Genomic DNA, 14,505 nt, shown 5'->3' with positions numbered 1-14,505 from the left:
AAACCACTTACTTGGCAGGCCGACTTCACCGACGGTTGCGAGGTAGATGGGGCTAACATGATTTGGAGGTGAAACAGGATGGCTATTACTCAAGAGCGTAAAACTCAATTAATTAATGAGTTCAAAACACACGAATCTGATACTGGATCTCCAGAAGTTCAGATCGCTGTCCTAACAGAATCAATTAACAACTTGAACGAGCATTTACGTACTCATAAGAAAGATCACCACTCACGTCGCGGTCTTTTGAAAATGGTAGGTAGACGTCGTAATCTTCTTACGTATCTACGTAATAAAGACGTAACTCGTTACCGTGAGTTAATTAACAAACTAGGCTTACGTCGATAATCGTAAAAAGCGGGAGGATTCCCGCTTTTTTATCGTATAATCACCAATATTTTATGGTTAAAATGTTGAAAGAATGGCAAAAACCCTTCTACATACAGCTTTCACATTGATATGTGAAAATCATTTTGTTCATAATAAGAAACAACCTAAAAACTTTACGACAAGAGAGGAGTTTATCTCAGAATGGGACAAGAGAAACATGTCTTCACCATAGACTGGGCTGGACGTCAACTGACAGTTGAAACTGGCCAGCTTGCAAAGCAAGCAAACGGAGCGGTTCTCGTACGCTACGGAGATACGGCTGTACTTAGCTCAGCCACAGCTTCTAAAGAACCAAAACCACTTGATTTTTTCCCGCTCACTGTGAACTACGAAGAAAGATTATATGCAGTAGGTAAAATTCCTGGTGGTTTCATTAAAAGAGAGGGTCGCCCAAGTGAAAAAGCAATCCTTGCGAGCCGCTTAATTGACAGACCGATCCGCCCGCTATTTGCAGATGGATTTAGAAATGAAGTACAAGTCATTAGTATTGTCATGAGTGTGGATCAAGATTGTTCATCTGAAATGGCTGCAATGTTTGGCTCATCTTTAGCATTATGTGTGTCTGACATTCCATTTGAGGGGCCAATCGCTGGTGTTACAGTAGGACGAGTAGATGGACAGCTGATCATCAACCCAAATGTTGAGCAGCTTGAGCAAAGCGATATCAACCTTGTTGTAGCTGGAACAAAAGATGCGATCAACATGGTAGAGGCTGGTGCTGATGAAGTGCCAGAAGAAACGATGCTTGAAGCCATCATGTACGGCCATCAAGAGATCAAACGCTTAATCGAATTCCAAGAGGAAATTGTGAAAGCTGTTGGTAAAGAAAAAATCGATATTCCTTTATATGAAGTCGATCAAGCACTAGCAGAGGAAGTAAAAGCACTTGCTGAAGCTGATCTGCTGAAAGCGATTCAAGTACATGAGAAGCATGCTCGTGAAGATGCGATCAGTGCTGTGAAAAAAGCTGTGATTGAGAAATTTGAAGAAGAAGAGCGAGACGAAGCAACACTGAAACAAGCGAAGGATGTCTTAAACAAGCTTGTGAAAAACGAAGTCCGCCGCCTGATCACAGAAGAAAAAATACGTCCAGATGGACGCGGTGTTGATCAAATCCGCCCACTTTCTTCTGAAGTAGGAATTCTTCCAAGAACGCACGGTTCAGGGTTATTTACAAGAGGGCAAACACAGGCACTCAGTATCTGTACTTTAGGTGCACTTGGAGATGTTCAAATTCTAGATGGTCTTGGTGTTGAAGAGTCTAAACGATTCATGCACCATTATAACTTCCCGCAATTCAGTGTCGGTGAGACAGGTCCAATGCGTGGCCCAGGCCGCCGCGAAATTGGGCATGGTGCGCTAGGTGAACGTGCATTAGAGCCAGTGATCCCATCCGAAAAAGATTTCCCTTATACGATTCGCCTTGTGTCAGAGGTATTAGAATCAAACGGATCTACTTCACAAGCAAGTATTTGCGCGAGCACACTTGCGATGATGGATGCAGGTGTTCCGATTAAAGCACCAGTTGCAGGGATTGCCATGGGACTTGTTAAATCTGGCGAATACTACACAGTGCTGACAGACATTCAAGGAATGGAAGATGCACTTGGAGATATGGACTTTAAAGTAGCAGGTACATCAAAAGGTGTAACAGCACTTCAAATGGACATTAAAATCGACGGTCTATCAAAAGACATTTTAGAAGAAGCGCTTCAACAAGCGAAAAAAGGAAGAATGGAAATTTTAGATAGCATGCTGTCGACGATTCCATCTTCTAGAGGAGAATTGTCACGTTATGCACCAAAAATCTTAACGATGACAATCAATCCGGATAAAATTCGCGATGTCATTGGACCAAGCGGTAAACAAATCAATAAAATCATTGAAGATACCGGTGTGAAAATCGATATTGAACAAGATGGTACAATCTTTATCTCTTCTACAGAAGAAGACATGAACCAAAAAGCGAAGAAAATCATTGAAGATCTTGTCAGAGAAGTTGAAGTAGGGCAACTTTACTTAGGTAAAGTAAAACGCATTGAAAAATTCGGTGCCTTCCTTGAAATCTTCAGCGGCAAAGATGGACTTGTTCATATTTCTGAGCTTGATCTTGAGCGTGTTGGCAAAGTGGAAGATGTCGTGAAGATTGGTGACGAATTACTCGTCAAAGTCACTGAAATCGATAAACAAGGCCGTGTAAACCTTTCTCGCAAAGCTGTTTTACGTGAAGAAAAGGAAAAAGAAGAAAAACAGTCTTAATGAGAACAAATAAAATGTTAGAAGCCAGGTATCCGTGCCAGGCTTCTTTCTTTTCTTGCAGGCAACAATAGTTCTACCTTGTTTCTCCCCATCATAATTTGTGGTAAAGGGGAGGGACAACCATTGAAAAAAACGTTACCAGTCATTGTGTTTGTGTTTTTACTGCTCGTGTCATATCAAACGATGAAGCAGCCGGCTGCTGTCACATATATTGAATCAATGAAAGAGCACGCCGAGGTAGCATCTGTTTCAACAGATCATTTGTATCAAGAGATTGAATCGAAGTCTTCTGACTATGAAGTGAAGGCGCAAAATGCTAAGATTGATAAAGTGTGGAAAAAGATACCTGGTTTGAATGGACAGACGGTGGATATTGATGCCTCGTACGAAAACATGAAGACACGAGGCGTATTCGATGAAAAGCGGCTTGTTTTGAAAGAAACAAAGCCATCTGTTCATTTACATGAACTTGGTGCTGAACCGATCTATAAGGGACACCCGGATAAGAAGATGAATGCATTCCTGATCAATGTCGCTTGGGGCGACGAGCATTTAACAAAGATGTTGAATACACTAAAAAAGCATCAAGTGAAGGCGACCTTTTTCTTAGAAGGCAAGTGGGTGAAAAACAGTACAGACCTTGCCAAAAAAATCGTGGCAGATGGTCATGAAATTGGAAATCATTCATACAATCACCCGGATATGCGCACACTGACAAGAGAACGAGCATTAGAGCAGATTACCAAAACAAATCGCCAAATTGAAGAATCCCTTGGAAAAAAACCGAAATGGTTTGCGCCTCCAAGCGGCAGCTTTAAAGAAGAAACAGTAAAGCTTGCCATGCAAGAAGGAATGGAAACCATTATGTGGACAGTAGACACCATTGACTGGCAAAAGCCATCACCAGCCATTTTGCAAAAACGGGTGCTGGGGAAAATTCATAATGGGGCGATGATATTAATGCATCCAACAGATGCAACGGCAAAAAGTCTTGACGCACTTATCACTCAAATCAAGGAAAGAGGATATGAATTAGGAACGGTTTCTGACCTCCTAAGTGAAAAAAGACACCCGTGATGCGATCTGTTTGTTGAATAGGAGGAGCAAAAACTTGGTCAAAACGTATACATGCCAAAATGGAGTAAGAATTGTACTCGAAAACAATCCCACTGTGAGATCTGTCGCAATTGGCGTCTGGATTGGAACAGGTTCTAGACATGAGACACCAGAAATTAATGGGATCTCACACTTTTTAGAGCATATGTTCTTTAAAGGAACAAAGACGAGATCCGCACGTGATATCGCAGAATCCTTTGACCGCATTGGTGGTCAAGTGAATGCCTTTACATCAAAAGAATATACTTGCTATTATGCAAAGGTGCTTGATTCACATGCTGGCTATGCCCTCGATGTATTAAGCGACATGTTTTTTCACTCTGCTTTTGACGAGGAAGAGCTGAAGAAAGAAAAAAATGTTGTCTATGAAGAAATTAAAATGTATGAGGATACACCTGATGACATCGTTCATGATTTGTTAAGCAAAGCCATTTACGGTGACCATTCATTAGGTTATCCGATTCTAGGAACAGAGGAAACCCTCTCTACCTTTAACGGTGACTTACTTAGAAAATATATGGATGAATTCTACACGCCAGACCGCGTCGTCATCTCGGTTGCAGGGAACGTAGATGACACCTTCATTCGAGAGGTTGAAAAATTGTTTGGCTCCTATGAAGGGAAAGGGAAAAAGCAGCCTGTAGAAGCTCCGCAATTCCACTATGACAAGCTCACACGCAAAAAGGAAACAGAACAGGCGCACCTTTGCATGGGCTTTAACGGCCTTCCGGCTGGAGATGAGGGCATTTATGACTTGATCGTCTTAAACAATGTTCTGGGCGGAAGCATGAGTAGCCGCTTGTTCCAAGACGTAAGGGAAGATAAAGGACTTGCGTATTCCGTATTCAGCTATCATAGCTCATTTGCAGATAACGGAATGCTGACGATCTATGGTGGAACTGGAGCGAAGCAGCTTAACCTTCTATCTGAAACGATCCTTCAAACATTAGACGTCTTAAAACGTGATGGAATCACGCAGAAAGAACTTGAGAACTCGAAGGAGCAAATGAAAGGCAACCTGATGCTCAGTCTTGAAAGCACAAACAGCAAGATGAGCCGAAATGGTAAAAATGAATTGCTTCTTGGCAGACATCGTACACTCGATGAAATTATTGATGAAATCAATCACGTCACATTAGACGGCGTGAATAACTTATCTAAAAGAATCTTCACAGAAGATTATGCGCTCTCGCTTATTAGTCCGACAGGTGATCAGCCATCATAAAGTAAACAACACGGCAGGCTTCTCAAGAGGTCTGCCGTTTATTGTATATAAAGAAGAAAGGGGCTCTGCTTTCATGAAATATGAAAAACTGAAACAGCTCTCTCCGCTGCTTAGACAAGCCATCTCTTTCCAGCCGATCACATCTGGCTTTTCAGGAGACCGCACCTTTTTGGTCACAACATCTAGTGAAAAGCTGGTGCTCAAGCTATCAGACATCCGGAAATATGCCAGTCTAAAAAGAAAAGCGTCCGTTCTGCAAAAGTTAAAAGATCGAGGGGTTCTTTGTTCTGAAGTGATGGAGATCGGAATGAGTGCTGAACAAAGCTGTACCTTTCGTATTTTTCCCTTTATCGAAGGGGAGAATGCTAGAGCATCCATTCATCGGCTCACAAACGAAGAGCAGTATGAAATCGGAAGGCGGGCAGGTAGAGATCTGAGTCTTATCCATACATATCATGCACCTGCTCATGAAGCGCCGTGGGATGAGAAGGTCATGGCGAAACATGAACGGTATATCCATGCCTATCAATCAAGTGGAGTGGCCTTTTCTCATGATCAGTTCGTATTAGATTTTATTCAGTCGCATGCTGATGCGGTAAAGGGGAGACCTCATCAGTTCCAGCATGATGATTTTCATTTAGGGAATATCCTGTTGCAAGGGAATCAGTATGCTGGCGTGATCGATTTCGATCAATCCGACTTTGGCGACCCCATTCATGACTTTTATAAACTGTCTTTATTTAGTCGAGAAATCAGCATTCCATTTTCAGCAGGGCAAGTGGATCACTATTTGAGTAAGCAGGGCACAAATGATTTTTGGCTTCTTTTTTCCATCTACACAGCAATGAGTTGCTTTTCTTCTATTGTCTGGACGTTATCCTATGATCCGGGACATGTCAAAGACATGGTGAACCGGGTGGATAGAATACTGAAAGATCATAAGCGCTTTACTCAACTTCAGCCAGTTTGGTATGCAGATTGGCATCACTTGTGATATGGAGAAAGGGACGGTCTATTCCTTCTTTTTGCTGCATATATGATATGGAAGGGAAGTGATGCGATTTTGAGGCTAAGTGAGCTGTCAGGAAAAGAGATCGTCGATATCAAAAGAGCGGAGCGGCTTGGCGTGCTTGGACAAACCGACCTTGAAATCAATGAACAGGACGGTCAAATTACAGCACTCATCATACCTTCCGTCAAGTGGTTTGGCCTTCGAAAACAAGGAAATGACATCCGCGTCCCGTGGAATCACATTCAAAAAATAGGATCAGATATGATCATTCTCGATGTGCCTGAAGAACTTCAGCCGCACGGGGACAAAGAGCACCCATCATAAAAGGGTGCTTTCAGCGTGTAGACAAACCCTCGCATTCTTTGTCAGTCCTGCGTGCCGGTGCTCACGAATGTCAAATTCGCTCCGCGCCGGTACTCGTCCTTCCTAGATTGCAAAGGTTTTCATGTCACGCTGAAAAGAAGACAAAGGACTAAAATCAAGTTCATTTTAGCCCTTTGTCAATAATCTGAGAGCACCCATCATAAAAGGGTGCTCTTTTTCTTTTCTCATCCCGATTTGTTCACAGGCTGAATCCTATCCTCATATGCTAAAAGGGAGATTCGGAAAATATTACAGACTTTTTTAAATAAAGAAGGTGAACGGTCAGTATGTTGAGCGGTTTAACGGTTGCGGTAATCGGGGGAGATGCAAGGCAGCTAGAAATCATTCGCAAGCTGTCACAGCAGCATGCCAAAGTATTTTTGGTCGGATTTGATCAGCTAGATCATGGGTTTATCGGAGCTGAAAAGTTAAAAATGTCAGAACTTCCTTTTGAACAGGTAGACAGTATGATCTTGCCAGTATCAGGTGCTACGGATGAAGGAGTCGTTGCCACCGTTTTCTCAAATGAGAAGGTCGTGCTAGAACCAGCATATTTAGAAAGAACCCCTGCACATTGTATCTTGTACTCAGGTATTTCTAATACGTACTTAGACAATCTGGCAAAGCAGGTGAACCGGAAGCTTGTGAAGCTGTTTGAGCGAGATGATATTGCCATTTATAACTCTATTCCAACAGTTGAAGGGATTATCATGATGGCCATTCAGCAAACGGACTATACGATTCATGGGTCACATGTTGCTGTTCTCGGGCTTGGAAGAACAGGGCTCACAATTGCACGCACATTTCGGGCGCTGGGTGCGGATGTGAAAGTAGGTGCTGCCGATACAGCCCATTTAGCGCGAGCCTTTGAGATGGGACTTGACCCGTTTTCAATGGACCGATTAAAAGATGAAGTAACAGATGTTGATATCATCATCAATACGATTCCAAGCCTTGTATTAGATTCATCTGTCATCGTCAGCATGACACCAAAGACACTCATTTTGGATATCGCCTCCCGCCCAGGCGGAACAGACTTTGATTTTGCACAAAAGCACGGAGTGAAGGCACTTCTTGCACCGGGACTTCCAGGAATTGTTGCACCAAAGACAGCCGGGCAGATCATTGCAAAGGTGCTTTCCGGGCTCTTATGTGAACTTGCGGAAGAAAAGAGGGGGATGACATCATGACAACATTAAAGGGGAAAAGAATCGGCTTTGGCTTAACAGGTTCCCACTGTACGTATGAAGCCGTTTTTCCGCAAATCGAAGCACTTGTTAAAGAAGGGGCAGAGGTGCGTCCTGTCGTGTCGTATACGGTGCAAAACACGAATACGAGATTCGGAGAAGGAGCCGACTGGATTGATCGTATTGAGAAAGTGACGGGATTTCAAGCGATTGACTCTATCGTAAAGGCAGAGCCGCTCGGACCAAAGCTCCCACTCGATTGTATGGTCATTGCGCCTTTAACGGGCAATTCAATGGCGAAGTTTGCAAATGCGATGACAGACAGTCCAGTTTTAATGGCTGCAAAGGCCACCATTCGGAATCATCGTCCCGTCGTTTTAGGTATCTCAACAAACGATGCACTAGGCTTAAATGGTACAAATCTCATGAGGCTAATGTCGACAAAGAACATTTTCTTTATTCCGTTTGGCCAAGATGATCCATTCAAAAAGCCAACATCCATGGTGGCACATATGGATCTTCTGACGAAAACAGTAGAAGAGGCGCTCCAGCATCGACAAATTCAGCCGATTTTAATTGGATCAAACGAATAATAGATTCACTAGAAAATCATGAAAGATTCAAAAAAGGTACTTCAAGCCTTGCTTTTCTATGGTAAAATAAAATGTAAAAAGTCATAGGATGGCCATCCGAATGAAAAGAATCATGGATGGGTCGGAAGGAGTTTTACTGATGGGAAGAGGATTGCATGTAGCTGTAGTTGGAGCGACTGGAGCTGTCGGTCAACAAATGTTAAAAACACTAGCTGACAGGGATTTTGAAATGGATACACTCACTCTACTATCCTCAAAACGTTCTGCTGGAACAAAAGTGACATTCAGAGGTCAAGAGTATACCGTTCAAGAAGCAACACCTGAAAGCTTTGAAGGGGTCAACATTGCACTATTCAGTGCTGGCGGAAATGTTTCCAAGGCGCTAGCTCCTGAAGCGGTCAAACGAGGTGCGATTGTTGTTGATAATACAAGTGCTTTTCGTATGGACGAAAATACCCCTCTTGTCGTACCAGAGGTAAACGAAAAAGATTTGCATGACCATCAAGGGATCATTGCAAATCCTAACTGTTCAACGATTCAAATGGTGGCGGCACTAGAACCACTTCGTCAGGCATATGGCTTGAAAAAAGTCATTGTATCCACCTACCAAGCAGTATCAGGTGCAGGACATGAAGCCATTGACGAACTATACAGCCAGTCGCAAGCCATTTTAAATAAAGAAGATGTGACACCAGAAGTCATGCCTTATCAAATTGCCTTTAATGCGATCCCGCAAATTGATAAATTCCAAGACAATGGCTATACATTTGAAGAAATGAAAATGATCAACGAAACGAAAAAAATCATGCACTTGCCTGAGCTGGAAGTAGCGGCAACATGTGTGAGACTTCCAATTGAAACGGGTCATTCAGAATCTGTTTACGTTGAACTTGAATCAAATGACGCGACAGTTGATGACATCAAGTCCATCCTAAAAGATGCACCAGGGATTACGTTACAAGATGATCCGTCTCAGCAAATTTATCCAATGCCTGCAAATGCTGTTGGAAAAAATGACGTATTTGTCGGCCGCATTCGGAAAGATTTGGATCGTCCAAATGGGTTCCATTTGTGGATTGTATCTGATAACCTGCTGAAAGGCGCTGCATGGAACTCAGTTCAAATTGCAGAAAGCTTAAAAGCATTAAAATTAGTTTAACATTCAATGGATGATGAGGACGAACAGAAGAGAGTTAGGCATCTTTCGCCTGCTCTCTTCTGTTACGTCAGAATGAACTTGGAGTGAAAACAGTGAAAATAATTGTCCAAAAATTTGGCGGTACATCTGTCAAAGATGATCAAGGGAGAAAAAGGGCACTTGCACATATCTTATCTGCAAAAGAGAAAGGCTATAAATCGGTCGTTGTCGTTTCTGCAATGGGACGAAAAGGCGATCCTTATGCGACAGATACGCTGCTTGGACTGCTATATGGCAGCGCCCAGCACATGACCAATCGAGAAAAAGATTTACTCGTGTCTTGCGGAGAAAATATTTCTGCTGTCGTTTTTTCAAGTATGCTGAATGAAAACGGACTGAAGGCTGTTGCCATGACAGGATCTCAGGCAGGTTTTGTGACGGATCAAGAGCATACGAATGCGAAAATTATTGACATGAAGTGTGAACGTCTTGAGGCGGCACTTTCTGAACATGATGTGGTCGTCGTCGCTGGGTTCCAAGGAGCTGCGAAAAATGGAGACGTGACAACAATCGGACGAGGCGGAAGTGATACATCAGCTGCTGCATTAGGTGCTGCATTGCAGGCAGATTTCATCGATATTTTTACAGATGTAGAAGGTGTTATGACAGCAGATCCCCGCATCGTCGAAAATGCAAAACCACTAAGAGTCGTGACGTATACGGAAATTTGTAACCTTGCCTACCAAGGTGCAAAAGTCATTCACCCAAGAGCTGTTGAAATTGCCATGCAGGCAAAAGTACCAATGAGGGTCAGATCAACATACTCTGATGATGAGGGCACACTTGTAACGTCACACTACTCAGATCAAATGAGTCATGATGTATACGACCGCCTGATTACGGGGATTGCTCATGTCAACGATGTCACACAAATCAAAGTCCCGGCAAAAGAGGGGCAATATAGCGTACAAACAGAAGTCTTTAAAGCAATGGCAAACGCACAAATCAGTGTCGATTTCTTCAACATTACACCGAGTGAAATTGTGTATACAGTGACAGGTGCAATGACTGAAAAAGCAACGTCGATTCTAAAAGACCTTGGCTATACACCGGTTGTGACAACAAATTGTGCGAAGGTATCAGCTGTTGGTGCAGGCATTATGGGCGTACCAGGTGTCACATCTAAAATTGTATCGGCATTATCCGAGCAAAATATTCCGATTTTACAATCGGCTGACAGTCATACGACCATTTGGGTGCTCGTGCACGAAGAAAACATGAGAGCGGCTGTCAATGCCCTGCACGAAGTGTTTGAACTTTCAAGATAAATGTGATTGAATCATGATGAGGTGAAAAAAATGAATTTCGGAAATATCGCAACAGCTATGATTACACCTTTTGATAAAAAGGGCAACATCGATTTCCAAAAGCTATCAATTCTCATTGATTACTTGTTAAAAAACGGCAGTGACTCTTTGGTCGTTGCAGGTACAACAGGCGAATCGCCAACTTTATCGACGGAAGAAAAAGTCGCTCTTTTTCAGCAATCGGTGAAACTAGCAAATGGTCGTTGTAAAATCATTGCAGGAACGGGCAGTAATAACACAAATGCGTCTATCAAACTAACAAAAAAAGCAGAAGAAGCGGGCGTTGATGCAGTGATGCTTGTCGTACCTTACTACAACAAGCCATCACAGGAAGGCATGTATGCACACTTTAAAGCAATTGCCGAGTCTACATCTCTTCCTGTCATGCTTTACAATGTACCAGGAAGAACGGCTGCTTCATTAGCACCAGAAACAACGATTAAGCTTGCACAAATACCAAATATCGTTGCCATCAAAGAAGCAAGCGGCGATCTAGATGCCATGACAAAAATCATTGCAGAGACGCCAGAAGATTTTGATGTATATTCTGGTGACGACAGCCTAACACTTCCTGCTGTTGCGGTTGGTGCAAAAGGAGTCGTCTCTGTGGCCTCTCATATCGTAGGCCTTGATATGCAGCAGATGCTAAAAAGCTACGCTTCTGGTCAAACAGCCAACGCAGCATTGATCCATCAAAAGCTGCTGCCGATCATGAACCAGATGTTCTCAGCACCAAATCCGACTCCTGTCAAAACAGCCCTTCAGTTGAAAGGATTAGATGTCGGATCAGTTCGTCTCCCGCTTTTACCTTTGTCAGAAGAAGAGAGACTGAATTTAAGCAGCGTATTAAACAGCTGATCAAAACAAAAAATTTCGTAAGCGGTCATTCTCAGATGTCCCTGAGTATGACCGTTTTTTATACATAAACACTTTCTTAAAATGTGACTTCATCTTGTTTTCTAAAATTAGATTCAGTTATAATAGCATTAAGCGATGATGGACGGGCTTGAGACTAGGAGGATTAGAATTTTGAAAAAGAAAAATACAGAGAACGTAAGAATTATTGCACTGGGAGGCGTTGGAGAAATCGGGAAAAACTTATATGTCATTGAGATTGATTCCGACATATTTGTTGTAGATGCAGGACTCATGCATCCAGAAAACGAAATGCTTGGCATTGACGTCGTCATTCCTGATATCTCTTATTTAACTGAACGTGCTGATCGGGTGAAAGCAATTTTTCTTACCCACGGACATGATGAGGCAATCGGAGGCGTATTCCATTGCTTAAGCAAATTGTCTGTACCAGTCTACGGAACGAAGCTAACCCTTGCGTTACTTCGAGAAAAGTTAAAACAATACGGTTTCAATCAAAAAGCTGATTTGCGTGAGGTTCATGCAAAATCGGTGATTACATTTGATACAACAAAGGTATCATTCTTTAGAACGAATCACAGTATCCCTGATTCAGTCGGGATCAGCTTCAAAACATCTCTTGGTTCCATCGTATGCACAGGTGATTTTAAATTTGATCAAACCCCAGCGCTTAACCAAGCCTGTGACATCGGAGAGATTGCGAAAATTGGAAACAACGGCGTTCTAGCACTGCTTTCAGACAGTGTAAATGCTGAAAAACCAGGCTATACACCTTCTGAGGCGCTCGTCCAAGACGAAATCTCAAATGCGATGTATAATGCTGAAAATCGTGTCATTGTAGCTGTATCTTCATCTAATATTAACCGTGTACAGCAAATCATTAATGCGACGATTCAAAATGGCCGTAAGCTTGCAGTAGCAGGAAAGAACATGATGACGACTCTTCAGCTTGCGATCAAACTTGGGTATGTGACAGCAGACGAAGAACTATTTATGCCAGTGCAAGAAGTGAAAAAAATGGCGAAAAAAGATGTGGTCATCCTGACAGCAGGAAGCCACGGTGAGCCTTTAGCTGCTTTAACAAAAATGGCGAAACAAAATCACAAACAGCTTCATATCGAAAAAGATGATACCGTTGTGATTGCGTCAACACCTCTTCCTGGACAGGAACTCACATATTCGAAAACTGTGGATTTCCTGACAAGAAGCGGAGCACAGGTAATTTTTGCTCAAAAGCGTGTGCATGTATCTGGACATGGCTGCCAAGAAGAGTTAAAGCTGATGCTGAATTTACTCAAACCGAAGTATTTAATTCCAGTAAATGGCGAATATCGTATGCAAAAAGCACATTCTCGTATTGCTGAAGAAGTGGGAATGAAACGCAGTGACATTTTCTTGATTGATAAAGGAGATGTTGTTGAATTCAGAGGACAGAATGTAAAGATCGGTGAAAAAGTTCACCAAGGTAATATTTTGATCGATGGTCTTGGCGTTGGAGATATCGGAAATATTGTATTGCGTGATAGACGTCTATTGTCTCAAGATGGCATTTTAATTGTCGTCATTACGCTCGATAAACAAAAGAAACAATTAATTTCTGGACCTGAGATCATCACAAGAGGATTTGTTTATGTAAGAGAATCCGAAGAATTGATTGAGAAAGCAACAGACATGGTAAAAGGAATTGTCAAAGAGCAAACGGAAAATTCGGTTGTTGAATGGTCAACACTGAAACAATCGATGCGCGATGTATTAAATCAATTCCTATATGAAAAAACAAAACGTAAGCCGATGATCATTCCAATTATTATGGAAGTGTGATCATAAAGCCCAAGGAGCATAAGCTCTTTGGGCTTTTTTAATGCGGATGGAATATGACCTTCTTGTTCATAATAGGAGGAGAGTTTTTAGGAAAGGATGGAGACAAATGGACGAACAGAATGAACAGCAGCCTGAGCGAAAACCAGAAGAAAAAGACAGCATTATGAGCAAGATACAACAGCTTGGTGAAACAGCAGTACCACAATTGTCACAAGATACAAATATACATTGCCTCACCATTATTGGACAAATTGAAGGTCACATGCAGCTTCCGCCACAAAATAAAACAACCAAATACGAACATGTCATTCCTCAAATCGTAGCAGTTGAACAAAACCCAAAAATTGAAGGACTTCTGATCATTTTAAATACAGTGGGCGGCGATGTAGAAGCGGGACTAGCCATTGCGGAAATGCTGGCTTCTTTATCCAAGCCGACAGTATCCATTGTACTTGGCGGCGGCCATTCCATTGGCGTCCCGATCGCTGTATCGTGCGATTATTCATACATTGCAGAAACAGCCACGATGACCATTCATCCTGTGCGCTTAACCGGTCTTGTGATTGGTGTTCCGCAGACCTTTGAATACCTAGATAAAATGCAGGAAAGAGTCATTAACTTTGTCACAAGCCACTCAGATATTACAGAAGAGAAGTTTAAAGAGCTCATGTTCTCAAAAGGCAATCTCACAAGAGACATTGGGACAAATGTCGTTGGTCATGAGGCGGCAGAATACGGACTGATGAATGAAGTAGGCGGTGTAGGACAAGCAATTAAAAAGTTGAACGAACTCATTGGAGACAGGGCAGCTCAAAACGAGGGGTTGATCCAATGATTTTATATACCCCGATGCCTTATGAAGCCATTTACGCCGAGGAACAAGAGGGTCGCAAACTGCAGCAGGTACACATTCAAGGTGTGCCAGTGATGGTTGAAATGAAAGAAGATGAAGCGGAAATCGTTCAAGTAATGAGTACCAACCCAATGGATTTTTTGAATCAAGAGCTTGCACCAGGCAAGCGATTGAAGTTGCAATTAGGGACGAATCAAACCGACTCATATGAATGATTCTATGCTATAATAAAGGGAAAACTTACAACAAGATGCAGCCAAAACCAGGCTGCTTTCTTTCTGATCTTTCGGTAGGTTATATTTTCT

The 14,505-nt window shown here is 42.4% G+C and carries 14 protein-coding genes; all 14 read left to right on the top strand.

What is annotated here, in order from left to right; translation table 11 throughout:
• The first annotated feature begins 78 nt into the window (after positions 1-78).
• The 14 genes from rpsO to BK049_RS00155 all read left to right on the top strand — a co-directional run bounded on the left by rpsO (position 79) and on the right by BK049_RS00155 (position 14,415).
• Positions 79-348, top strand: coding sequence for a 30S ribosomal protein S15 (gene rpsO, locus BK049_RS00220; protein WP_008354438.1), 270 nt, complete (start codon positions 79-81; stop codon positions 346-348).
• Positions 349-531: 183 nt separating this feature from the next.
• Entirely contained in the window at positions 532-2,649 is a 2,118-nt protein-coding gene (gene pnp, locus BK049_RS00215) for a polyribonucleotide nucleotidyltransferase (protein ID WP_008354436.1), read from the top strand.
• 123 nt (positions 2,650-2,772) lie between these two features.
• The gene (locus BK049_RS00210) at positions 2,773-3,726 is read left to right on the top strand and encodes a polysaccharide deacetylase family protein (protein WP_071167607.1); all 954 of its coding nucleotides are present in this window, start codon (positions 2,773-2,775) and stop codon (positions 3,724-3,726) included.
• A 34-nt stretch (positions 3,727-3,760) separates the two neighbouring features.
• Positions 3,761-4,990, top strand: coding sequence for a M16 family metallopeptidase (locus tag BK049_RS00205; RefSeq protein WP_008354432.1), 1,230 nt, complete (start codon positions 3,761-3,763; stop codon positions 4,988-4,990).
• A gap of 73 nt (positions 4,991-5,063) precedes the next feature.
• The gene (locus BK049_RS00200; RefSeq protein ID WP_008354430.1) at positions 5,064-5,984 is read left to right on the top strand and encodes an aminoglycoside phosphotransferase family protein; all 921 of its coding nucleotides are present in this window, start codon (positions 5,064-5,066) and stop codon (positions 5,982-5,984) included.
• 69 nt (positions 5,985-6,053) lie between these two features.
• Complete coding sequence (locus BK049_RS00195; protein ID WP_008354428.1) at positions 6,054-6,326, top strand: YlmC/YmxH family sporulation protein; 273 nt, start codon at positions 6,054-6,056, stop codon at positions 6,324-6,326.
• Positions 6,327-6,652: 326 nt separating this feature from the next.
• A complete protein-coding gene (gene dpaA, locus BK049_RS00190) occupies positions 6,653-7,555 on the top strand; it encodes a dipicolinic acid synthetase subunit A (protein ID WP_008358070.1) in 903 nt (300 codons plus the stop codon).
• A complete protein-coding gene (gene dpaB / locus BK049_RS00185; protein ID WP_071167606.1) occupies positions 7,552-8,145 on the top strand; it encodes a dipicolinate synthase subunit B in 594 nt (197 codons plus the stop codon). The genes dpaA and dpaB overlap by 4 nt, the downstream gene beginning before the upstream one ends.
• A 139-nt stretch (positions 8,146-8,284) precedes the next feature.
• On the top strand, positions 8,285-9,304 hold the full coding sequence (asd, locus tag BK049_RS00180; protein ID WP_008358065.1) for an aspartate-semialdehyde dehydrogenase: 1,020 nt from the start codon (positions 8,285-8,287) through the stop codon (positions 9,302-9,304).
• A 92-nt stretch (positions 9,305-9,396) separates the two neighbouring features.
• Complete coding sequence (gene dapG / locus BK049_RS00175; RefSeq protein WP_008358064.1) at positions 9,397-10,611, top strand: aspartate kinase; 1,215 nt, start codon at positions 9,397-9,399, stop codon at positions 10,609-10,611.
• A 30-nt stretch (positions 10,612-10,641) separates the two neighbouring features.
• Positions 10,642-11,508 (top strand): 4-hydroxy-tetrahydrodipicolinate synthase, encoded by an 867-nt coding sequence (gene dapA, locus BK049_RS00170; protein WP_008358062.1) that lies wholly within the window; start codon positions 10,642-10,644, stop codon positions 11,506-11,508.
• Positions 11,509-11,679: 171 nt separating this feature from the next.
• Positions 11,680-13,347, top strand: a complete 1,668-nt coding sequence (gene rnjB, locus BK049_RS00165; protein WP_008358059.1) for a ribonuclease J2 — start codon at positions 11,680-11,682, stop codon at positions 13,345-13,347.
• Between the two features lie 106 nt (positions 13,348-13,453).
• Positions 13,454-14,182: a ClpP family protease gene (locus BK049_RS00160; protein ID WP_071167605.1), complete on the top strand. Its 729-nt coding sequence runs from the start codon at positions 13,454-13,456 to the stop codon at positions 14,180-14,182.
• Positions 14,179-14,415 (top strand): YlzJ-like family protein, encoded by a 237-nt coding sequence (locus tag BK049_RS00155; protein WP_071167604.1) that lies wholly within the window; start codon positions 14,179-14,181, stop codon positions 14,413-14,415. The genes BK049_RS00160 and BK049_RS00155 overlap by 4 nt, the downstream gene beginning before the upstream one ends.
• The last annotated feature ends 90 nt before the right edge of the window (positions 14,416-14,505 follow it).

This window comes from Bacillus xiamenensis, assembly GCF_001857925.1.
GTDB lineage: Bacteria > Bacillota > Bacilli > Bacillales > Bacillaceae > Bacillus > Bacillus xiamenensis.
Note: the sequence above shows the minus strand (reverse complement) of the source record. Positions and strands in the feature narration are given on the sequence as shown.

Excerpts from the sequence above, each read along its gene's own strand:
- rpsO (WP_008354438.1), top strand. The coding sequence starts at position 79 with ATGGCTATTACTCAAGAGCGTAAAACTCAATTAATTAATGAGTTCAAA.
- pnp (WP_008354436.1), top strand. The coding sequence starts at position 532 with ATGGGACAAGAGAAACATGTCTTCACCATAGACTGGGCTGGACGTCAA.
- BK049_RS00200 (WP_008354430.1), top strand. The coding sequence starts at position 5,064 with ATGAAATATGAAAAACTGAAACAGCTCTCTCCGCTGCTTAGACAAGCC.
- dpaA (WP_008358070.1), top strand. The coding sequence starts at position 6,653 with ATGTTGAGCGGTTTAACGGTTGCGGTAATCGGGGGAGATGCAAGGCAG.
- dpaB (WP_071167606.1), top strand. The coding sequence starts at position 7,552 with ATGACAACATTAAAGGGGAAAAGAATCGGCTTTGGCTTAACAGGTTCC.
- asd (WP_008358065.1), top strand. The coding sequence starts at position 8,285 with ATGGGAAGAGGATTGCATGTAGCTGTAGTTGGAGCGACTGGAGCTGTC.
- dapA (WP_008358062.1), top strand. The coding sequence starts at position 10,642 with ATGAATTTCGGAAATATCGCAACAGCTATGATTACACCTTTTGATAAA.
- BK049_RS00160 (WP_071167605.1), top strand. The coding sequence starts at position 13,454 with ATGGACGAACAGAATGAACAGCAGCCTGAGCGAAAACCAGAAGAAAAA.
- BK049_RS00155 (WP_071167604.1), top strand. The coding sequence starts at position 14,179 with ATGATTTTATATACCCCGATGCCTTATGAAGCCATTTACGCCGAGGAA.